The 21,130-nt window shown below is 56.0% G+C and carries 22 protein-coding genes and 1 tRNA gene; 17 read left to right on the forward strand and 6 right to left on the reverse strand.

Going from position 1 to position 21,130, the window contains the following annotated elements:
- The first annotated feature begins 22 nt into the window (after positions 1 to 22).
- A complete protein-coding gene (locus SynBIOSU31_RS10600; RefSeq protein ID WP_186489836.1) occupies positions 23 to 1,741 on the forward strand; it encodes an Rqc2 family fibronectin-binding protein in 1,719 nt (572 codons plus the stop codon).
- Between the two features lie 117 nt (positions 1,742 to 1,858).
- The gene (gene tatC, locus SynBIOSU31_RS10605; protein WP_186492989.1) at positions 1,859 to 2,593 is read left to right on the forward strand and encodes a twin-arginine translocase subunit TatC; all 735 of its coding nucleotides are present in this window, start codon (positions 1,859 to 1,861) and stop codon (positions 2,591 to 2,593) included.
- Here the strand turns inward: tatC and SynBIOSU31_RS10610 are convergent.
- Positions 2,544 to 2,891: a DUF3067 family protein gene (locus SynBIOSU31_RS10610; RefSeq protein WP_186489838.1), complete on the reverse strand. Its 348-nt coding sequence runs from the start codon at positions 2,889 to 2,891 to the stop codon at positions 2,544 to 2,546. The two genes, tatC and SynBIOSU31_RS10610, sit on opposite strands and share 50 nt — an antisense overlap.
- Positions 2,892 to 3,012: 121 nt before the next feature.
- Between SynBIOSU31_RS10610 and petC the strand changes: the two genes are divergently transcribed.
- The 8 genes from petC to SynBIOSU31_RS10650 all read left to right on the forward strand — a co-directional run bounded on the left by petC (position 3,013) and on the right by SynBIOSU31_RS10650 (position 9,655).
- On the forward strand, positions 3,013 to 3,549 hold the full coding sequence (gene petC / locus SynBIOSU31_RS10615) for a cytochrome b6-f complex iron-sulfur subunit (RefSeq protein ID WP_186489840.1): 537 nt from the start codon (positions 3,013 to 3,015) through the stop codon (positions 3,547 to 3,549).
- A gap of 44 nt (positions 3,550 to 3,593) precedes the next feature.
- The gene (gene petA / locus SynBIOSU31_RS10620; RefSeq protein ID WP_186492990.1) at positions 3,594 to 4,526 is read left to right on the forward strand and encodes a cytochrome f; all 933 of its coding nucleotides are present in this window, start codon (positions 3,594 to 3,596) and stop codon (positions 4,524 to 4,526) included.
- A 20-nt stretch (positions 4,527 to 4,546) separates the two neighbouring features.
- The gene (gene lgt / locus SynBIOSU31_RS10625) at positions 4,547 to 5,398 is read left to right on the forward strand and encodes a prolipoprotein diacylglyceryl transferase (protein WP_186492991.1); all 852 of its coding nucleotides are present in this window, start codon (positions 4,547 to 4,549) and stop codon (positions 5,396 to 5,398) included.
- Positions 5,395 to 6,150 (forward strand): precorrin-4 C(11)-methyltransferase, encoded by a 756-nt coding sequence (gene cobM, locus SynBIOSU31_RS10630; protein WP_186489842.1) that lies wholly within the window; start codon positions 5,395 to 5,397, stop codon positions 6,148 to 6,150. Before lgt ends, cobM begins: the two co-directional genes overlap by 4 nt.
- 37 nt (positions 6,151 to 6,187) lie before the next feature.
- Positions 6,188 to 6,259, forward strand: a tRNA-Val gene (locus tag SynBIOSU31_RS10635).
- A 389-nt stretch (positions 6,260 to 6,648) separates the two neighbouring features.
- Positions 6,649 to 8,694, forward strand: coding sequence for an acyltransferase family protein (locus SynBIOSU31_RS10640; RefSeq protein ID WP_186489844.1), 2,046 nt, complete (start codon positions 6,649 to 6,651; stop codon positions 8,692 to 8,694).
- 256 nt (positions 8,695 to 8,950) lie between these two features.
- On the forward strand, positions 8,951 to 9,244 hold the full coding sequence (locus SynBIOSU31_RS10645; protein ID WP_186489846.1) for a DUF1330 domain-containing protein: 294 nt from the start codon (positions 8,951 to 8,953) through the stop codon (positions 9,242 to 9,244).
- Positions 9,245 to 9,463: 219 nt separating this feature from the next.
- Positions 9,464 to 9,655 carry a hypothetical protein gene (locus SynBIOSU31_RS10650; RefSeq protein WP_186489848.1) on the forward strand — a complete coding sequence of 64 codons (192 nt, stop codon included), beginning with the start codon at positions 9,464 to 9,466 and terminating at the stop codon, positions 9,653 to 9,655.
- A 132-nt stretch (positions 9,656 to 9,787) separates the two neighbouring features.
- Here the strand turns inward: SynBIOSU31_RS10650 and SynBIOSU31_RS10655 are convergent, their stop codons facing one another.
- The gene (locus SynBIOSU31_RS10655; protein WP_186489849.1) at positions 9,788 to 10,162 is read right to left on the reverse strand and encodes a hypothetical protein; all 375 of its coding nucleotides are present in this window, start codon (positions 10,160 to 10,162) and stop codon (positions 9,788 to 9,790) included.
- Between the two features lie 200 nt (positions 10,163 to 10,362).
- Between SynBIOSU31_RS10655 and SynBIOSU31_RS10660 the strand changes: the two genes are divergently transcribed.
- A complete protein-coding gene (locus SynBIOSU31_RS10660; protein WP_186489851.1) occupies positions 10,363 to 11,169 on the forward strand; it encodes a helix-turn-helix domain-containing protein in 807 nt (268 codons plus the stop codon).
- On the opposite strand, the gene SynBIOSU31_RS10665 is transcribed toward SynBIOSU31_RS10660, so the two are convergent.
- Positions 11,153 to 12,763, reverse strand: a complete 1,611-nt coding sequence (locus SynBIOSU31_RS10665) for a Ppx/GppA phosphatase family protein (RefSeq protein WP_255477454.1) — start codon at positions 12,761 to 12,763, stop codon at positions 11,153 to 11,155. The genes SynBIOSU31_RS10660 and SynBIOSU31_RS10665 overlap by 17 nt on opposite strands.
- 151 nt (positions 12,764 to 12,914) lie before the next feature.
- On the opposite strand from SynBIOSU31_RS10665, the gene SynBIOSU31_RS10670 reads away from it, so the two are divergent.
- Both SynBIOSU31_RS10670 and SynBIOSU31_RS10675 read left to right on the forward strand, forming a co-directional pair.
- Positions 12,915 to 13,808, forward strand: a complete 894-nt coding sequence (locus tag SynBIOSU31_RS10670; RefSeq protein WP_255477203.1) for a 4-hydroxybenzoate polyprenyltransferase — start codon at positions 12,915 to 12,917, stop codon at positions 13,806 to 13,808.
- A complete protein-coding gene (locus tag SynBIOSU31_RS10675) occupies positions 13,808 to 14,725 on the forward strand; it encodes a S66 peptidase family protein (RefSeq protein ID WP_186489867.1) in 918 nt (305 codons plus the stop codon). The genes SynBIOSU31_RS10670 and SynBIOSU31_RS10675 overlap by 1 nt, the downstream gene beginning before the upstream one ends.
- Here the strand turns inward: SynBIOSU31_RS10675 and ispD are convergent.
- Positions 14,716 to 15,387: a 2-C-methyl-D-erythritol 4-phosphate cytidylyltransferase gene (gene ispD / locus SynBIOSU31_RS10680; protein ID WP_186492993.1), complete on the reverse strand. Its 672-nt coding sequence runs from the start codon at positions 15,385 to 15,387 to the stop codon at positions 14,716 to 14,718. The genes SynBIOSU31_RS10675 and ispD overlap by 10 nt on opposite strands.
- Before the next feature lie 72 nt (positions 15,388 to 15,459).
- Here ispD and SynBIOSU31_RS10685 point away from each other — a divergent pair, with 72 nt between their 5' ends.
- The 4 genes from SynBIOSU31_RS10685 (at position 15,460) to groL (ending at position 20,184) form a co-directional block, all read left to right on the forward strand.
- Positions 15,460 to 16,290: a glycosyltransferase family 9 protein gene (locus SynBIOSU31_RS10685; protein ID WP_186489869.1), complete on the forward strand. Its 831-nt coding sequence runs from the start codon at positions 15,460 to 15,462 to the stop codon at positions 16,288 to 16,290.
- On the forward strand, positions 16,290 to 17,390 hold the full coding sequence (locus tag SynBIOSU31_RS10690) for a potassium channel family protein (protein WP_186489871.1): 1,101 nt from the start codon (positions 16,290 to 16,292) through the stop codon (positions 17,388 to 17,390). Before SynBIOSU31_RS10685 ends, SynBIOSU31_RS10690 begins: the two co-directional genes overlap by 1 nt.
- A 47-nt stretch (positions 17,391 to 17,437) precedes the next feature.
- A complete protein-coding gene (gene fabG / locus SynBIOSU31_RS10695) occupies positions 17,438 to 18,190 on the forward strand; it encodes a 3-oxoacyl-[acyl-carrier-protein] reductase (RefSeq protein ID WP_186489874.1) in 753 nt (250 codons plus the stop codon).
- Between the two features lie 332 nt (positions 18,191 to 18,522).
- Positions 18,523 to 20,184 (forward strand): chaperonin GroEL, encoded by a 1,662-nt coding sequence (gene groL / locus SynBIOSU31_RS10700; RefSeq protein ID WP_186489879.1) that lies wholly within the window; start codon positions 18,523 to 18,525, stop codon positions 20,182 to 20,184.
- Positions 20,185 to 20,210: 26 nt separating this feature from the next.
- Here the strand turns inward: groL and SynBIOSU31_RS10705 are convergent, their stop codons facing one another.
- Together SynBIOSU31_RS10705 and SynBIOSU31_RS10710 are read right to left on the reverse strand one after the other, a co-directional pair.
- Positions 20,211 to 20,393, reverse strand: coding sequence for a hypothetical protein (locus SynBIOSU31_RS10705; protein WP_186489881.1), 183 nt, complete (start codon positions 20,391 to 20,393; stop codon positions 20,211 to 20,213).
- A gap of 19 nt (positions 20,394 to 20,412) precedes the next feature.
- Positions 20,413 to 21,129, reverse strand: a complete 717-nt coding sequence (locus SynBIOSU31_RS10710) for an N-acetylmannosamine-6-phosphate 2-epimerase (RefSeq protein ID WP_186489882.1) — start codon at positions 21,127 to 21,129, stop codon at positions 20,413 to 20,415.
- Position 21,130: the final 1 nt, after the last annotated feature.

The raw sequence follows: 21,130 nt of genomic DNA on the forward strand, positions 1-21,130 counted from the left end.
GTCGAAAGGCCACCGGATAGCGATGGCGAACAGCACGCTTCAGGTGATGGACCTCACCAGCCTTCGGGCGGTGCTGGTGGATCTGCGAGCACAGATCATTCCAAGTCGCTTTGAAAAGGCACAACAACCAAATCCACAGAGCCTGCAGCTGGGCTTCCGCACCCTCACAGGGATGGTCTGGCTGGAACTCAGCTGGCAAGCCGATGCCGCCAGACTGGTTCAGATTCCTTCTCCAAGCCGGATCGGAAGTGGAAGCACGCTGGCACAGCAAATTCAGCACGGCCTGAAACAACTTGCCCTGGTGGAACTAGAGCAGCGAGACTTTGAGCGAGTTGTGCTACTTCACTTCGCGCCACGCCCAGGCGAGCCGAGCGTGCGGACTTTGGTTCTGGAGCTCATGGGCCGCCACAGCAATGTGCTGCTGCTGGATGACCAGGAACGGATCACCGCCATTGCCAGGCAGGTCAGGCAGCACCAGTCACGAGTCCGTCCGCTGAGCAGTGGGGATCCCTACATCCCACCGCCATCACTGCAGAGCCTGCCACCAAGCCGCGAGGAACCCTTCGCACAATGGAAACGCAGACTGACACTGCTGCCGGTCGATTTGGGGAAAGCACTGCGGGACACCTATCAGGGCATCAGCCCAGCGCTTACCAGGCAACTCATCAACTTTCCCGCGAGTGATGAGGCGCCGCTGCCGCTCTCAGCCAGCACTCCTGTCCAGCAGATCAGCGACAACCAATGGCTGCTTCTTCATAGGCGTTGGACGCAATGGCTGAACCATCTCAGTTGTGGCGAATTCATCCTTCACCTGGATGAGGCAGGCGGCTACCGCGTCTGGAATGATCCTGCTGACTCAGCAAGCAACAGCGAATCACTCAGTCTTCGTTTAGGGCTGTATTACCGGAACCATCTCAACCAGCGACAACTCCTGAAAGAGAGCCTTGAACTGCAACAGCTTCTGGAACAAAGCCGACAACGAGAACAGGCCCAGCGCATCGAGCAGGTCGAGCGACTGAATGCCACTGGGGGTGCCGATGATCTGCAACATCAGGGGGATGCAATTCTTTGTCAGGCCGCTCCTAATAAAGAAAGTATTGACCAGGCGCAGAAGCTTTACCAGCGCGCGAAGCGACTGCGACGATCTATTCCCTTAATCGAAGAGCGACTGGTCCATCACGATCAACGTCTTGCGCTGATTGAAGGCAGCGCAAGCTTCCTGACAGACTTAATCCAGGCGGACTGGGACGATGCCGAGGATCGCAACCGACAACTGCGTGAGCTGAAGCTCGAACTGGAGGATCTGCTGACCCCTCGGCGTCGCCGTCGCCGCAGCGGTCCGCCTCCTGGGCAACCTCAACCCCTAGAGATCCGCTCCCAGCATGGCTTGGTGATTCAAGTAGGACGCAATCACCGCCAGAACGAGTGGATCAGTCTGCGTCAGGCTCGTGCAGGGGATCTTTGGTTCCATGCACAGGAGTGCCCAGGAAGCCATGTGGTGCTGAAGGCTTCGGCAGCGGCCGCTTCGGAACAGGACCTTCAACTTGCGGCAGACCTAGCGGCCTGGTTCAGCCGGGCGAAGGGAAATCGACATGTGCCTGTGGTGATGACTGGCGTGGAACATCTGCAGAGAATCCCCGGCACAGCACCAGGAACCGTGAGACATCGCCAAGCCGAGCTGGTTTGGGCGGAACCAGACCGTGCACACAGAAACCTTGAAGCTCGGAACCCCCTAGCCTGACGCCAGTCCACTGCTCACTCACCTCTGACGCCGATCACGCCTGAAGAGTCCCCGAAGCTGTCACCACCCCCGCCGATCCGGATCGGAGTTCAGGGCGGCCCTCCCAACGACGTGGAAATGCCTCTGGTTGATCATCTGGAGGAACTGCGTCAAAGAGTGCTGCGCAGCCTTGTGGCCGTGGTTGTCTGCGCATTGGCCTGCCTTCTGGCGGTGCGTCCACTAGTCAGAATTCTCGAAGAACCTGCGGGCTCGATTCGTTTCCTGCAACTGGCCCCAGGCGAATTTTTATTCGTGTCTTTCAAAGTTGCTGGTTACGCAGGACTCACGCTGGCACTTCCTTACGTGCTCTATCAGGGGCTTGCTTTTGTTTTGCCAGGCCTGACTCGAGGAGAGCGCCGACTGATTGCACCTTCGGTGGCGGGATCAGCCGTTCTATTCATGGCAGGCCTTGGATTTGCCTGGTGGGCTCTGGTGCCTGCGGCGCTGAATTTTCTCGTTAGTTACGGCGCCGATGTTGTGGAGCCCATCTGGTCGATTGAACGCTATCTGGACTTCGTTCTTTTGCTCATGCTGTCAACAGGACTGGCCTTTCAGCTTCCTGTTCTGCAGCTTCTTCTTGGAGTTTTCGGACTGGTCAACTGGCAACGCATGCTCTCCGCATGGCGTTGGGTCGTGTTGATCTCGGCCCTGGCCGGTGCTGTGCTCACTCCCTCCACTGACCCGGTCACCATGTTGCTGCTGGCAGGGGCAATCACAGCTCTTTATTTAATTGGAGTGCTGCTTGTCGCAGCGGTTCAGCAGTTCAAAGAAGAAACTCCTCCAGAGTCCCCTCCCCCTGCAGCTGCAGACTGAGGGCTTTGCCGAGTCGTGGCTTATCCCGGGTTGTGAGCAACCAGTCCCGAACAGCCTCCGCTTCCCCCAGTCTGTTGACAATTTCCAAAACTTCGGCGATGTGAGCCCTGTAATCGGGCTCATCCAAAGGGAAGGATTGTTGCTCCAGGTAGGCCCACATCACCTGGAGATACATCCGTTTGCGCCTGGTGACCAGTTGGAGGTCATAGCTGGCTTGCCAACGGGAGCGCAGCAAGTCGATGACTTCATCGACACAGAGAGGGCGCGATTCTCTCGGGAAGGTTGGATCAACGAGCACTGACGAAGACCTTAAACATCAGAAGACCTTGAACATCGATGAAAATCCAGTCTCCGCAAAGTGTGACACGACCATATAGAGCCCATAATGAGCCCCATCCAGTGCCCAACGAACGTCAGACATGACTCAGATGCCAGCCGCTGATGTGCCCGGAATGGGCCGCAGGCAGTTCATGAATCTGCTGACCTTCGGGTCTGTGACCGGCGTCGCCCTCGGAGCTCTCTATCCGGTGGTGAGTTACTTCATCCCTCCACGTGCCGCCGGAAGCGGTGGAGGTACCAGTGCCAAGGATGAGCTCGGCAACCCAGTAACGCTCAGCGGCTGGCTGAGTAACCACTCCACAGGCGATCGCAGCCTTGTCCAGGGGCTGAAGGGGGATCCCACCTACCTAATCGTTGAAGGCGAAGATGCCATTGGCAGTTATGGCATCAACGCCATCTGTACCCACCTGGGTTGTGTAGTGCCCTGGAACAGTGGCGCCAACAAGTTCATGTGCCCTTGTCATGGCAGCCAATACGACGCCGCCGGCAAGGTCGTGAGGGGACCGGCGCCCCTTTCGTTGGCCCTAGCCAACGTGAGCGTTGAAGACGACAACGTGTTCATGAGCCAGTGGACCGAAACCGACTTCCGAACAGGCGAAAAGCCGTGGTGGGGCTGATTAATCACCGTTTTTCCACCGATCTCTCCCGACACTCGCCTCCGATGCGCCGAATTTTCTCCTCATTGTTCGCAGCCCTGATCCTGGGCGTAGCCGTATTCATGGCCCCGTCAAGCAGCTGGGCTTACCCCTTTTGGGCTCAGCAGAGCTATGCCTCTCCAAGAGAAGCCACGGGCAAGATTGTCTGCGCCAATTGCCACCTGGCCAAGAAAATCACACAGGCAGAAGTACCTCAGTCCGTTCTTCCTGACACGGTGTTCAAGGCGGCAGTGAAAATCCCTTACGAGCCAGGACTCCAAGAAATTGGTGCCGATGGCAGTGATGTCGGTTTACAGGTCGGAGCTGTCATCCAGCTGCCTGATGGCTTCACCCTGGCCCCCCAGGATCGATGGACTGATGAGATCAAAGAGGAAACGGAAGGTGTCTACTTCACTCAGTACAGCGACGATCAACCCAACATTCTTCTTGTAGGTCCGATTCCAGGTGATCAGCACCAAGAAATCGTCTTCCCTGTTTTATCACCGGATCCTGCCACCGACAGCAATATCCACTTCGGCAAATATCAGATTTTCGTAGGGGGCAACAGAGGCCGTGGTCAGGTCTATCCCACTGGAGAAAAGAGTAACAACACCGTCTACACAGCACCTGTGAGTGGCACCGTCTCAGCCATTGATGACGGGGAAAATGGGGCCAAAGTTGTCACGATCAACTCCGCCGATGGCGAAAGCACGAGTGAAACAATTCCAGTGGGGCCTGCTCTGATTGTGGGAGTCGGTGACGCAATTGAAGCCGGTGTTCCCCTAACCGACGATCCGAATGTGGGTGGTTTCGGACAGGTTGATGCAGAGGTTGTGCTTCAGAACCCAGTTCGCATCTATGGTCTACTTGCCTTCTTCGCAGCTGTTTCGCTTGCTCAGATCATGTTGGTTCTGAAAAAGAGACAGATTGAGAAGGTGCAAGCAGCAGAGGGTGTCTGAGATCAGTGTTGATCCCTGCAATTTTTACGTCCCCCGGGCCCGAGCTGTTTCAGTTCGGGCCCTTCATGCTGCGTTGGTACGGGCTGCTGATTGCGGTTGCCGTCCTCATTGGACTCAATCTCTCCAGCTGGCTGGCACGACAGCGCTGCCTTGACGCCAATCTGATCAGTGATTTACTCCCAATCCTTGTGCTCGCAGCGATTATCGGAGCGAGAACCTACTACGTCGCCTTCGAATGGAACGCCTACCAACGCTCATGGTGGGATGTAGTCGCGATTTGGAAAGGAGGTATTGCTATCCATGGAGCACTTCTAGGAGGCTCGCTGGCGGTGATTCTGTTTTGCCGTTGGCGACGAGTGTCCTTCTGGGATGTTCTGGACGTGCTGGTGCCTTCAGTGGTACTGGGGCAAGCCATTGGCCGCTGGGGGAATTTTTTCAATTCGGAAGCGTTTGGTGTCCCAACCGATCTGCCGTGGAAACTTTTTATTCCCACAAACAACCGGCCAGGAATCTTTAAAACTGCTGAATTCTTCCACCCCACATTTCTCTACGAATCCCTCTGGAACATCGGAATTTTTGTGTTGTTAATGGTGCTATTCCGGCTCGGCCGCCAACGAAAGATTTCCCTACCGACGGGAGCTCTCAGCTGCATCTATCTGCTCAGCTACAGCCTTGGTCGCATCTGGATCGAAGGCCTGAGGATCGACCCGCTCTGTCTTGGCGGACAACCTCCGTTCTGTGACGGTGGCCTGCGTATCGCTCAGCTGATGAGCCTCAGCTTGATGGCCATTGCAGGCTTCGGTCTGTTCTGGCTGTATGGACGCAAGTCGCCTCTTCCAGACCCAGGCCTGAAACAGGTAGACCCTTCATGACCATGATCTCGATCGTGGGTGCGGGCCCGGGAGCACCTGATCTGCTGACCCGCCGAGCCGAAAACCGCATCATCAATGCTGATGTTCTGATCTGGACTGACTCGCTGGTGTCACCCCAGATCGCCGATCTTGCGCCTGCAGGGTGTGAACGGGTCCGGACGAGCACCCTCACGCTGGAACAGGTTCTGCCCTTGATGATCGAACGCGCCAACAGCGGAAAGAAAGTAGTACGTCTTCACGATGGCGACCCCTGTCTGTACGGAGCTCTCAGTGAACAGGTGTGCGGGCTAACCGATGCAGGAATCGAGGTGGAAGTAGTTCCTGGCATCAGCGCCTATCAGGCAACCGCTTCTGCTCTCAAGGCGGAATTGACCATCCCAGGTCTTGTGCAAACCATCGTGCTGAGTCGCAGCGGAGGTCGAACCGGCGTTCCTGAACGAGAAGATCTGAGGCACCTAGCAAGCCTGCAGGCCTCGCTATGCCTCTACCTCAGCGCCCGTCATGTTGACGAAGTTCAATCCACCCTGCTTGAGCATTACCCAGCAGACACCCCGGTCGCAATCGGCTACAGGGTCAGCTGGCCTGATGAATCGCTGGACCTCGTCCCCCTCGATCAGATGGCGAAGATCACTCACGATCGCAATCTGATTCGCACCACTCTGTATGTGATCAGTCCAGCCTTTCGTTCAACCAATCAACGATCGAAACTGTATTCGCCCGATCATGACCACTTGTTCCGTCCCAGGCACTGAAAAATCCGGACAGGTGGTGTTTTAAGATGGCTTGATCGGGCGATTAGCACAGTGGTAGCGCACTTCCTTCACACGGAAGGGGTCACTGGTTCGAATCCAGTATCGCCCATCTAATTCATACCCAGCTTTTGAGCAGGTTTCCTTTTGTCTATTTAGCGCCGAAAACAGACCATATTCACCTCAATCAGCACAGGAGGACGAAGCTCTTGCAAATACTTGAGTTCCGCACTTCGCTTGATCTAATTTTCCTTAACCACGAAAGGAACAAAGACCATGGCTTAGGACTATCTCCGGTTGTTCGGCAACACGCGAGCCATAGCCGCCCAACCACTGGCGATCACGTTCATGGATCAACCACCAGTTGATCGAGATCAAACAAGTACTGCGAACGCACTAGTTCAAAAGAGCCTAAAAAGGCCTCCGAAAGAGACAGATCTCAAATCTAAGCATGTCATGATTGATGAGAAGCAGCTCTGAAAAAGTAAGTTCCTAGTGGGCATGACTGCAAAGAAAATACAACAGACATCCAACAAGAGCCATGTTTACAGGCCTGAGATCGACGGCCTTAGAGCATTTGCAGTAATCATCGTAATCATCAATCATTTCAACAAAGATTTTTTACCAGGAGGCTATCTAGGGGTTGACATATTTTTCGTAATATCTGGCTATGTAATCACTTCGTCTCTACGCGGCAGGTCCAACAAAGACTTTACCGATTTCATTACTGGATTCTACGAGCGCAGAATTAAACGATTAGTTCCAGCACTGACAGTTTTCATAGCAATCACAAGCCTAGCTATTTGCCTATTCAATCCAGAACCAAGAGATCAACTGGGAATCGCGAAAAGAGCACTTTTGGGATTTGCCAACATTGCTCTTTACAATCAGGTAACTGATTATTTTGCGCAATCAACTGAACTAAATGCCTTTGCTCATACTTGGTCACTTGGCGTTGAAGAACAATTTTACGTCCTCTTCCCTTTGCTAACTTGGTTTTCAGGGTTTACACGCATCAGCAAGAACGGTGATCGGAATTTATTCTTATTGGTCGGGGGATTAACCTCTTTATCGTTAATCAGCTATCTTTATCTCTATCAAGCAGATCAGTCAGCGGCGTATTTTTTGATGCCGTCAAGATTTTGGGAAATGGCAGCAGGCTGCCTGATCTTTATTAGCCTCAGAAAACGAGCATCTGTTGCACAATTTTTTGCAAAGGTCCCATCACTCCTTCTGTTGGCATTGATTGTCGGAGTTTTATATCTACCGATATCACGGGGCGCCACATCAACAATGGCAGTTGTTGCTCTCACTTCAGGAATGATCGCATCACTAAGAAAGGACACAGCTGCCTTCATTCTTTTCACTAATCCAAAGATCGTCTATGTAGGATTAATCTCTTACTCACTATACTTGTGGCATTGGGGTGTGCTGGCAATTAGCCGATGGACAATTGGTATCCATTGGTGGACAGTGCCTGCTCAGATCGCTCTAATGTTTCTGCTTGCACGTGCTTCATATCGATGGATTGAAGAACCGATACGCAAGGGCAGCTGGCCAGGAAAACGCTGGAAAACCTTGACATTTGGAGGAAGCGTACTGATTATATTTGCCGGAGGCTTGACAATACTCGGCAAGCCCGAGCAATCATTCATCTATACAGGCAGCAAAAGCTCTTTAGAGAAAGCAAAACTAAATGGAAGAGAGTGCATTGCGGAGTCATATTTTCCGGCATGCTCCACCAATGGATTTACTAATGGTGATATAAAACAAGGCCAATTAACCAAAAGACTTCTTATCGTCGGGGACAGCCATGCAAAAATGCATGCTCCGCTTGCCCAAACAATCCGAGAAAGACTTGGATATGAAGTAGGAATTCATTCTATTCCAGGCTATCCATTCCCACCCAATAAGGTAATCAGAAAAAAAGACAAAGCAAGCAAGGCTAAATTCTCATATGAAAAGCAAAAAAGGTCGCTCGAGTCATCTTTAAATATACTCAATCCAGGAGACATCCTGATCATCATCAATTCTGGCTCTTACACCACAGACCATGCATCCATTGGGGAATTCAATGGATTTAGATATCCAGATTCACAATGGAGGGGAGACAATCAATCGAATTTTCTTAAACGGCTTCAAACTGAGCTTTCTTCGCTATCAAAACAGCTACACCAGAGGGGAGTGAAAATTATATACTTTCTGCCAACCCCAGTCTTCAAAGAATATGCCCATGAAGACCTGTGCTACGAGCCACAGTGGTTTGAGTGGCTGAATGATAAAAGGCGAGACTGCAAACAAACAAGGCTCAAAGCAGACATAGAGGCAAGGCACACAAAAACACTAAATCGCTATTTAGAAAAACTTAAAAAAACTCCTGGTCTTTTATTTTATAATCCTCAAGAAACTCTATGCACCCCAAAAGAGTGTCATACCATAATTGACTCGAATCAAATGTATCTTGACGGAAGCCATCTGAGCCCTCTAGGGAGCCGGCACATCTACAATTCATTCGCAAACTTCCTAAAGAAAAATAATTTGAACTAGGGCTATTTCAAGCACAACAATAACTTCGCCAGACCCATCCGCCAACAATCTTCTACTCGTTACTTGGATATCTCGACAGCGTCAGACATGTCTTTCTCAACTTCTCATATGCACTAATCCATAAAAACAACCACTTCTAAGCATCACGACATGTGAACCTCGATTGTGATGACATATCATTCATCAGAATCGAGGTTCACGCAGAGCGCCCACCACGAGAGCTCAACTACATTGGATGCATTAGATTTTTATTGTCATGGCGAAAGGCTACTGGATTAGCACGGGCACGATTCATACTCCATTAGCCATGGTTCCCTACATCAGCCGACTCTCTGAATGGCTACCCACCGTTGGTGCAAAATTTCTTGTGCGTGATGTGCAGTGCGACGTTCGTGAAGGCTGTCCCGGTTCCTTGAATGTGATTATCGAGTTCCCATCTCTGGAATCAGCAGTGTCGGCCTATGAGTCGACGGCCTATCAATCGCTGATTGAGCTGCGAACTCCCCACTCGGATCTCACTCTGTCGATCTCAGAAGAATTGCTTCCCTAAATCTTCAGGGTGTTGATTAATACGAATATTTTGAAGATTTTCATGCAAAGTCAACTCGTCTTCGGGTCATCTCCGGAGATGCGTCGAACCAAGGAGGGGTGGGACCCTCCTTTTTTTTGGCTGCTCAGCGCCGCCCAGCGTGACAACCGAGGTCAATCCGCAGCTTCGGGATCAAGTGCGCCAAAATCTCTGAACTTCACGGATCATTCGATGCTCCGAATGAAAAGCCCGCTTGCTCAAAAAATCTGGGCAATCATCACCTGGCGATGGCGCTTGCAGATCGCCCTCAATGCTCCATTTGCTCTGCTTTGGGTTGCTGATAAAACCAATCCAGCAGTGCATGCCTTCAACATGACGGCTCTCTCCGCGATGCATGCTGAGTGGCTGGCACCGATGATCGGTATTGCTTGAAGTTCCAAGCAGCACTGATTAGCGTTGTCGGAGGGTAAGTATCCAAAGCCAGACAGCGAAGAGTGTGCCGACTGGAATCACGATCACAAGCAGCTGAGCGATCACCAGATTGCGCACTTCAGGGTCCATTGCTCAGAAGGGAATCACCAGTGACCAGCGTTTGCGTCTGTATCTCCAACGTTTGCCTGTGTCCTCCGCCTGAGGGACCTCACCTGCATTGAACCCTTGCGGATCTCCAGGATCGTCGCTGACCTCAGCAGATCCCTGCATCGGCAATTCAAATCCCACAACTTGATCACCTTCCTTTTTGCAAGTTCGCACTGAATGTTGCGAATAGCTGGTCCAGAGCCCTGCTCTGCGAACGCTGTAATCACCTGCAGATTCAGCCCACCGATTGCATGCCCGCAATGCTGACTCTGGCGACCCATACCTGCCCAGGGCTTCGATGAAGCTGATGAGGTTGGGAATCTGAGTCACTACCAATGCAGCCAGGAGAAACTGCGTCATTCGGATTGATTTCATCATGCTGTCTCTCTCTCACGATCACCGAAAATCCGCACGCCAAACAAGAAACGGGGCTCAACTACGCCTAGCGGCAGCCAGGGAAGGCTGGAGGACGATGTGGCAACTCTCTCTGTGTGCCTCGTGGCACTGACAGAACTTCCAATCAAGCTTAATTTCACCTCAACGGTTTCAGTAAGGGTCGGATGTGGTTGTCGGATTCCGAGCAGGCGAAAGATGGAGCAACCATCTCAACCCTGCAGGAGATCGGTGAACTGCTTCGACAGGCCCGCGTCGAACAGGGTCTGAGCTGCGAGCAACTGGCTCAGTCTCTGAAAATGGGCAGTGAACAGTTGCAGGCTCTGGAAAGTGGTGATCTGGAGAGGCTTCCTGAACCTGTATTCATCAAGGCGATGACCCGCAGAGTCGCCTCCAAGCTCGGCCTCGATGACGACTCCCTGATCAGCAGACTTCAAGACGTTCTGCCAGCGCCCAAGACTGCTAACAGCCAGTCAAGCTCTCTCCCTGGCGGTGGTGCGACAAACAGCGCTGCCGCAAACGGTCGTGTCGCAATGGGCTTGGGAAGCAGCAAAAAACCAGACGTGCCATGGCAGCGTCTGGCCCTGGTGGCTCTGGCGATCGGCGCTGTCACCGGTGGGGCGATGGTGATCGCAAGTCAGCGTCGCGCCCTTGAGCCTGCCTCCCTCAAGGCTACAAACGAACTCAAACAACCCACTACGACAACCCCTCAACCCGTTGCACCCGATCAAAAGTCCGCAGCACAGATCTCCATCAGCAGCCAAGAACCCAGCTGGGTCTTAATCCGCAATGGCGAAGGCGACGTCGTATACGAGGGAACCCTCTCTGATCCCAAACTCTTCCCAGCTGACGCGAAACTGGAGATACTGCCCGGACGTCCCGACCTGGTCTTAATGAGTCATGGTGAGGACGCACCAAGAGCACTCGGACCGATCCATCAGGTGCGCTGGTACAAACTCAATCCTGAACGATGATCTTGAGGTTCAGACCGGTGACATCTTTCACCAGTGCTGAGCAACTTTCGAGACTCCACTGTTCAAGGCTGAGGTTCTGATTCAGACGCTCCGGCACCAGTTCCAGGATCAGATCACCGGCTTTCACCTCCGCTTTCAGCGTCTGAACAACGGGATCGGGGCGTCGATCCAGCGCAGCGGCCAGACGCAGCAACAAAGCCATCTGTGACACTGTCCTCCGGTTATCACGGGTCTGAAGCGCCTGCCAAGACTCATGACGCTTCTTGGGAAGACTGCGGCGGTGATAACGGGCGATGGCCGCGATCATCAGATGTTCTGATTCGGAATAACCGAGCAGCTCGCCGTGACGGATCAGATACCAGGAATGCTTGTGATAGGCACTCAGATTGATGTGCTGACCGCAAGCATGAAGCATGGCCGCAGCCCAGAGAAGATCTCGGCCAGATCCGTCATCACGGTGCAAGGTTTTATGGGTGCTGTCGTAAAGATTGAGTGCGTGGCTGGCGACCCGCTCGGCACGGGTTTGATTGACCGCAAAACGTTGCACCTGATGGACCACGGTGCGCTGGCGGATACTGCTTTGAAAGCTGAAGCGGTCTTCGAGAAGGCCATGGCGCAGCATCCAATCCACGATCAGCCCCTCACGCAGAGCCCGTTCGCTCAGAACCAGTTCATCGACTCCGAGCATCTGCATGGTGGTTTGCAAGATCAGCGAACCAGGAACGATGATTTCTGCACGCCGATCGTTGATGGCCGCCAGACCGCGGCGTTGCTCCGGTGTCATGACGGCCAGACGATCCACAACACGGTTTAGACGCTGCCTAGAGAGCTTGTAGCCATGAAGCTTTAGAGGTGGCCGGTCATCTTCGCTGGCCGCTAACGCACCGATGGCCATTGCCGTACCGCTGGTCGCAACAAGCACTGGCGTCTCTCCCGGCTTGATCCGTCGATGCACTTTGTCCACGGCCGGTTCCAGCGAGCCCTGGATGAAAGCCTGCAGAAATGAACGGCGCTGAGGGGGGATCGGATCGTCCTTGACGAAATCCCTCTGCAGTCTCACAGCACCGACGCGGGTACTGGTGAGTGCGCGTGCATCCCGACCATCCGCCAAGATCAGCTCGGTTGAACCTCCGCCAATATCCAGCACCAGATGAGGACGATCGCCAAAGGGCATGCCAGATAACACGCCTAGGTAAATCAGCCGGGCCTCCTCCGGACCACTGACCAGATCCACATCAAGGTCGAGTTCATCTTTGATTGTTTGCAGAAAGTCCCTGCCATTTGGAGCCTCTCGTACAGCACTGGTCGCTGCGACAACGACCTGCTCCACGTGGTGGCTCACAGCCAGCTCACGGAAACGGCGCAGGCTCTCCAACCCTCTCGACATCGCCTCGGGTGTCAGTTCGCCCGTCTCGGGGTCTCTTTCACCAAGACGGGTATTGGACTTTTCAGCTTGATCAATGCTGAAAGTTCCCAGAGCCACATCCACCGAAGCCACGAGCATGTGCGTGGAATTGGTGCCCACGTCGATTGCAGCCACAGTCCTGACTTTTCGCGATCCAACGGGATCACTGAAAGATGATTGCCTCACCATCTGATTGCTGAGGTCCACCGCGGTCGCTGGGGAAGACTCGGCACCTGACATGGCGCACCGTGATGGAGACGGGCCCACTCTGCCATCGGCGCTCCGGGCCGGGTCGCCGCTGATTAAGGTTCCGAAAAATCAATCTTCGGGTTCTGCGCAAGTGACTGGCACGACCTTTTCTCGCGTCACGTCTCATTGGGTGGCATTGCTGCGATGGAACAAACCCACCGGACGCCTGATTCTGCTCGTGCCAGCCGGATGGAGTTTGTGGCTCGCGCCGGATGCACCTCCGCCTGCAGCCTTAGTGATGCAAATCCTGATCGGCGGGCTGGCCGTGAGCGGGGCCGGATGCATCGCCAATGATCTCTGGGACCAGAAAATTGATAGAGAAGTAGAACGCACTCGCCAGCGCCCCCTCGCCAGCGGCGCACTGAACCGGAGCCAGGCGGCGGCTGCGCTTGTGCTACTGCTGGCTCTGGCCCTAGGTGTGGTGCTCAGCCTTTCGTCCCAGATGCTGCTCTGCCTGCAACTGGCAGTCCTGGCACTCCCGCCGATCCTGATCTACCCATCGGCGAAACGCTGGTTCCCATTCCCTCAGGCACTGCTGGCGATCTGCTGGGGCTTCGCCGTGTTGATCCCCTGGGCGGCATTCACAGGAAGCATCAGTCCGTCGATCCCCCTGCTGGGCTGCTGGTTCTCCACTTTGTGCTGGACCTTCAGCTTTGACACGGTCTATGCCATGGCCGACCGTCCAGATGATGCGCGGCTTGGCTTGCGCAGCAGCGCATTGACACTCGGCCGCAACGCAATCCGAACTGTTCGAGCGGGATACGGACTGATGGCGGCATCCCTGGCCGTAGCGGCTGCAGCTGCCGGTGTGGGGGTGTTGTTCTGGCCCTTCTGGCTGATCGCCACCATTGGACTTTGGCGCTCCACACACACCCTGCGAGCCAGTGAACAACAACCGGCAACGATCTATGCACGCCATTTCGGACGTCAGGTCCAAATCGGAAGTTTGCTACTCATCGGCCTTGTGTTGTCACGCCTGGGTTGATGCAGCACTCCAAACATCTCTGGCCGTTACCGAGTCCTTTGCAATTCGGCGACAAGGTCACCATTGCCGCTCCAAGTTCGGCGATCTGCGATGAATCCGGCCTGCTCGCAGGAATCACCATGCTCAAAGAATGGGGTCTGAGAGTGAACACCCCGGCCTGCCAGGGACGGCACTGGGGCTACCTGGCAGGGCACGACAGCGAGCGATACAGCGATCTCTCTACTGACGACGGAAGTGCGTTGCTGGCCTGTGCCCGCGGGGGCTGGGGGGCAGCCCGTCTTCTGGAACAAACTATTCCTTGGAAAAAGGGATGGTTTCTTGGCTTCTCCGATGTCACAGCCTTGCTCTGTAGCCGCATGGCGAGGGGCTTTGGTGGAGGGATCCATGGACCACTGGTGACAACCCTGGCTGGCGAACCTGCATGGAGCCAACAGCGTCTTCATGATCTGCTGTTCGGGCATCCTGTTGCGCCCCTTCAGGGAAACAGCTGGGCTGGCGGCACGGCGTCTGGCCCATTGGTCACAGTGAATCTCACGGTGGCATCCCACCTACTCGGCAGCCGTCACTTGCCCGATCTACAGGGAACGATCCTGGTAATTGAAGACGTGGGTGAGGCTCCTTACCGGCTTGATCGAATGCTCACCCATTGGCGGCTGGTAGGCAGCTTGCAGAATCTTGCAGGTCTTGGATTGGGTCGTTTCAGCGGTTGCAACGAGACAGAGGACAGCGATCCAGCTCACACGTTCAGCTTGGAGCAGGTTCTGAGAGAACGCACTCAGGACCTGGGCTGTCCTGTGGTTGCCGATTTACCTGTGGGTCACGGAGACGGAGGCAATGCGGCTCTGCCGATGGGCGCTCACGCTCAACTGGATGGCAACAGCGGCACCCTGAGCCTGGAGCTGTCGACTCAGCGCTGAGCGAGCACAGCCTCCGCCACGGTGAGATCGAACGGCGTGGTGACCTTGATGTTGGCGGGGCCTGCATCCAGCACCCTGACCGGCCAGCCCAGGCGTTCAAACAGGGAGGCATCGTCGGTGACCGACCAACCGAGGGCTCTGGCCTTTGCATGGCCTTCACGCAGAGCAGAAACAGCAAAACCCTGGGGCGTCTGCGCGGCCCAGAGCTCAGCCCGATCTGGTGTTTCAGCGATGAGCCCCCCGCTGTCCACACGCTTGATCGTGTCGGTGACCGGCGTCGCAGCGATCACTGCATCACCGTCAAGAACCGCTGCCGCACAGCGGTTGAACAGGCTGGGATCGACCAGACATCGTGCACCGTCATGGATCAAGACGTGCTCCACATCCCCGGGGAGTGCGGCCAATCCTCGCTCTACCGATTCCTGGCGTGTACTGCCACCTTCGATCCAGGCCACAGGCTTGGACGCACCCTGCAGAAGGGGGGCAATCTCGTTCTGGTCTCCAGGCTGACCGATCACCCCGATCCAAGCGATGGCTTCAGCCGCAAACGCCGACCGCAGGGTCCAGGCGAGCAGCGGCCTGCCCCGAAGCATCAGCAGCAGTTTGTTGCGATCAGCTCCCATACGCCGGCCACTGCCCGCTGCGGCAATCAACAGATGCACAAGCGACTCCTGCTGCCAGCAGTCTGAAACGGCCTCCATACAATCAGCTCGCACCACCTGTGCTGCTGGTTCATGCGCGTTCTCGCTCTTAGCCCCGGAAGCCTGCAGCAGCAGCTCGAGCGCCTGCCGGCTCTCGCTGCTGCCGCTGATCAGCTTGAGGCCAGCCTTCAGGTGGCCTGCGATCCATCCCATCGCGGGTTATGGACCATGCTTCCGGCGGTGAAGAAAGTCATTCCCTTCCCGTTCGAGGCGGATCCGAACCTCTCGGATTGGGCCAACCTTCTTGGCCTGGTCAGGGAACCTGACTTCCAGGCATGCCTCAATTTCGCCACAGGTAGGCAGGTGAATTTAATGCTGTCCATGAGTCATATCCCGATGCGGGTAGCCACGGAAGGCTTTGCCAGTACAGCCTCCGCCACTGTGGAAGCAGGCTGGACGCCACAGAAACTTGAAGCCTTTCTGTCCCCGATGGGCGTTTCTCTTAATGCCGATGCCTTCCGCCTCAGCCTGCCTGCGGATGCTATGGAGAAAGCCCGCAGTGCTCAGCCGCCTGGGGATGGCCCTCTGCTGCTGCTTGCGCCAGGAGCCTTCCCGGGTGACTGGCCTCAGGAACGCTGGACCTCACTCCCGGAAACTATTCGCAGCAAACTGCCCCAGTTGCGCAGCCTGGTCCTGCCGACCGACCGACCCGTCGCTGAGCGGGCCGCGGCTGTGGCCTGCGCTGATGTGGTGCTCAGCAGTTGTTCCCTTACCCAGTTGATGGCCACCTACTGCGGACTGCCTCTGGTTGCACTGGGTGCCAAAGCGGACCAGCTTCCGGAGAGGGAGATGATTCGCAGGCTCGACAGCGAAGATCTGTCCACACTCTCGGTCTCCGATGTGATGCAGGCTCTCGGCTTCTGATGAGGCGCCCGAGGCGGAGCAGACAACAAGCTCTGCTCAGTGGCCGTCCCATTCAACTAAGACAGCTTGCACAACCCTGGTTACTGCCAGGGCTGGCACTCACCATGTTGGTCTTCGGTGGAGCCATCGGTTATCGAGTCACCGAAGGTTGGGATTGGGGGGATTGCCTCTGGATGGTGCTGATCACGATCAGCACCATTGGCTACGGAGAAGTGGAGCCTCTCTCCCAGCCGGGGCGGTTGGTCACGGTGTTGATCATTGCCGGAGGACTGCTGGTTGTTCAGCTTTCGATTCAGCGTGTTCTGGGCTTGTCAGAATCCGGGTACTTCCGTCAAGTACGGGAGCTGAGGTTTCGCCGGATGCTGCGGCGCATGCAAGACCACGTCATTCTTTGCGGCTACGGCAGGATCGGTCGTGAAATCGGCGAGCAGCTGCTGCTCGAAAAAGCAACGGTGCTGGTGGTCGAACTCGACCCGTTGCGTCAAAAAGCGGCTGAAGAACGTGGCCTGAACGTGCTCCGAGCCGATGCCACCTTGGACGAAACACTGATGGAAGCCGGGCTGGACCGTTGCCGAAGTCTGGTGACTGCACTGCCGAGCAATGCAGCCAATCTCTACGTGATTTTGAGCGCCCGGGGGCTTGAACAGCGATGTCGTCTCATCGCGCGTGCTGACAGCGAGGAAGCAGCGGCGAAGCTTGAACTGGCTGGCGCCAGTGTGGTGGTGAGCCCTTACGTGGCTGGTGGTCGGCTGATGGCGACAACGGCCCTGCGACCACTAGCGGTCGACTTCACGGATTTGTTAGCAGGATCCGACTGTGAAATCGAGGAATTCCGCCTCAGTGAAGACCCCCTGCTGATGAGTCAGATTGCCCACCGCAGCCTGCAGGAACTGGACCTGGCGCGACGCACCGGAGCCATGGTGCTCGCCATCCGTGACAACAACACCTTGTTGGCCAATCCCAATGGCGAAGTCACCCTGGCCCCAGGCCAAATGCTTGTGGTGATGGGAAGCAAGCAGCAACTGCAGGATCTTCGTCAGATTCTTGGCGATGCCATCGACGCAGTGGAAACGATGCGAGGCATGCAAACGAATGAATGAAAGCTGGTCCTGCAGGTCCGTACGATCAGCCGGTCACAGGTCCTTGCATGAGCAGCATCCGCACCCTCGATGGCCAGATCGCTCTGGTGACTGGCGCCAGCCGTGGAATCGGTCGCGCCGTTGCCCTTGCCCTGGCTGAAGCCGGTGCTGAGGTGGTCGTGAATTATTCCAGCTCACCTGATGCAGCCAATGCTGTGGTCAGTGAGATCAAGGAAACTGGAGGTGAGGCCTATGCCCTTCAAGCCAATGTGGCCGACGAGGAGGCTGTCAACGGTCTGATCAAGACCGTGATCGAACGGAGTGGAAAAATCGATGTTTTGGTCAATAACGCTGGCATCACCCGCGACGGTCTGCTGATGCGCATGAAGACCGAAGACTGGCAGGCAGTCATCAATCTGAACCTGAGTGGCGTGTTCCTCTGCACCAGAGCTGTGACTCGTCCGATGCTCAAGCAGAAAAGCGGCCGGATCATCAACATCACCTCTGTCGTGGGCCTAATGGGCAACGCCGGCCAGTCCAATTACGCCGCAGCCAAAGCCGGAGTCGTTGGATTCACCAAAAGCACCGCCAAGGAGATGGCCAGCCGCGGTATCACCGTGAATGCAGTGGCTCCTGGCTTCATTGCCACCGACATGACCAAGGACCTTGAAGCGGAGGGCATCCTTGCCGCTATCCCACTTGGACAGTTCGGAACCCCCGAACAGGTCGCCGGGGCTGTGCGGTTTCTGGCCGCTGACCCTGCTGCTGCCTACATCACCGGGCAGGTTCTGCAGGTGGACGGCGGCATGGTGATGGGCTGAACACGCTCAGAGCCGACTTGCTGCGTCAACGCTCAAGTGGCTGCCCCAATTCATCCCTGAGTTTGCGAATCCGCTGCAGCAATCTGAATCTGCGACTGCGCTCTGTTGCGGTCAAAAAGATACGCAATGGCACATAGACCAAAGCCATCATTCCGGCCAGGCCGGTCAGTAGAACAAAGAAAAGTGCTCCTGAATTGCCCATATGGCAACGCTAACGAGCGTTACCCCCTCCGACAGAGATTCAGCGGGCCGTGATTCGGCTTTCCCCACTTCTTGCACCGTGTCAAGAGTCCAGTCGTTATGGGACATTGACGGTCGGGTAAGTGTCGATCATGGCCAAGCTTCTCAGTTTTTCGGATGAATCCCGCGCTTCTCTGGAGCGCGGCATGAATGCTCTTGCCGATGCGGTGCGCGTCACGATCGGCCCACGCGGTCGCAACGTGGTGCTCGAGAAATCGTTCGGAGCACCAGACATCGTCAATGACGGCGACACGATCGCGAAGGAGATCGAGCTCGAGGATCCCTTCGAAAACATCGGCGCCAAGCTGATCCAGCAGGTGGCATCCAAGACCAAGGACAAGGCCGGAGACGGCACCACCACAGCAACCGTTCTGGCACAAGCGATGGTGGAGGAAGGACTCCGCAACACGGCAGCCGGAGCAAGCCCGATCGAACTTCGCCGTGGCATGGAAGCCGCTGTTGAACATGTCGTTAAAGGCTTGGCTGAGCGGAGCCAGGCCGTGAGTGGTGATGCCATCCATCAGGTGGCCACAGTCAGCGCCGGCGGCGATGAAGAAGTGGGCCAAATGGTGAAGGAAGCGATGGACAAGGTCAGCGTCGACGGGGTGATCACCGTCGAGGAGTCCAAATCACTGGCCACTGAGCTCGATGTCACCGAAGGCATGGCCTTCGATCGTGGCTATAGCTCCCCGTATTTCGTGACCGACGGCGACCGCCAGATCTGCGAGTTCGACAACGCACTGCTGTTACTGACTGACCGCAAGGTGAGTGCAGTGGCCGACCTGGTGCCCGTGCTGGAAGCCGTTCAGCAGTCGGGATCTCCCCTTGTGGTTTTGGCCGAAGAGGTGGATGGGGAAGCTCTTGCCACCTTGGTGGTGAACAAAAATCGCGGCGTTCTGCAGGTTGCAGCTGTTCGGGCCCCATCGTTTGGTGAGCGCCGCAAAGCAGCTTTGGCAGACATCGCCATCCTGACCGGCGGCACAGTGATTAGCGAAGACCGCGCGATGACCCTCGAGAAGGTCACACTCGCCGATCTCGGCCGCGCCCGCCGAATCACAATCAGCAAGGAAAGCACGACAATCGTTGCTGGCGAGGACAGCAGTGACGCAGTGTCGGAGCGTGTGGCCTCCATTCGGCGTGAACTTGAGAACACCGAGTCGGAATACGACCGGGAGAAGCTCACCGAACGCATTGCCAAACTTGCTGGTGGTGTTGCGGTGATCAAGGTGGGAGCACCCACCGAGACCGAGCTCAAAAATCGCAAGCTGCGAATCGAGGATGCCCTGAATGCAACACGGGCCGCCGTCGAAGAAGGAATTGTTGCCGGGGGTGGTTCCACATTGCTGCAACTGGCAGGAACCCTCGATTCCGTTGCTGCTGAGCTGCGGGGAGATCAGCGAACGGGTGTGGAGATTGTCCAGCGCGCCCTCAGCGCTCCCCTCAAACAGATCGCCATCAACGCCGGCGCCAATGGAGACATCGTTGTGGAGCAAGTGAGACGCTCCGGCCAGGGGTTCAATGCCGTGACTGGCCAGTACGAGGATTTACTGCAGGCAGGCATCCTTGATGCCGCCAAGGTGGTTCGCCTTGGACTTCAGGATGCGGTTTCGATTGCATCGCTGCTGATCACCACCGAAGTGGTGGTTGCCGACAAACCTGAGCCCCCTGCTCCTGCTGCACCCGGTGGCGATCCCATGGGTGGTATGGGCGGCATGGGTGGTATGGGCGGCATGGGAATGCCTGGAATGATGTGAAGCGGCTAACGCGCGCCTAGCTCTGCTCAGAGAGCCTGAACCAGGCGCGCGTGAATCCGACAAACAGCGAGGGCTTCGCGCGGGGGCTTGCTGCAGAGATGTCCGAGCTCCCTATTCAGAGCCTGGAGCTCACCTACCGGTAGACCCGCAACAGGCAAAGCCAGAACAAGTCCACCAACCATTGCCGGGAAGGAGATGAGGCGCAACACGGCATGAGTCTCGCGGGACTCACTCAGTCTGCCTTTTGAGGTGCCTGCAATAAGCCGCCACCTGCAAATCCACACCTGTGATGGCTGTCCCGACAACCACCGCGTCGGCTCCACCGTGGATGGCATCAGCTGCGGTCACCGCCGAAGCGATCCCCCCCTCGCACACCAGCAGCGTGGAGGCGGGAAGCTGTTGTCTTAAAGGACGCAACAGGTCAATAGCTGGAGGAGAGAGCTGAGCGGTGTCTTCCGTGTAGCCAAACAGGGTCGTCCCCACCCAATCACATCCGAGAGTTGCAGCCTTCAGCCCGTTCTCAACGCTATCGATATCGGCCATCAGAGCTGCGCCGAGCTCCGTTTTCGCTCGCTGGATCAGCTGCTCAAGCACTTGACCCGAGGGGCGCGTACGTGCCGTTGCATCCAGCGCTATGACATCGGCACCGGCTGCCCAGACAGCTCTGATGTCCTCCCATCGAGGTGTGATGTAGACCGAACTGTCAGGAAAGGAACGTTTCCACAAACCCACGATCAGGGCATCCGGACAACGCTCCCGAACAGCTCCAATGTGCTCAGGACTCTCAAGCCTGACCCCAATCGCTCCATTGCGAAGACTGGCTTCGGCCATGGCGGCGATGACATCGGGATGACGCATGGCAGAGCCCTCTGGGGCCTGCACCGAAACGATCAGGCCGTGCTGGAGATGGTCCCGGGACAAGCGATTGGCGGACGAGGCGACCATG

Origin of the sequence: Synechococcus sp. BIOS-U3-1 (genome assembly GCF_014279975.1) — a bacterium.
Lineage (GTDB): Bacteria > Cyanobacteriota > Cyanobacteriia > PCC-6307 > Cyanobiaceae > Synechococcus_C.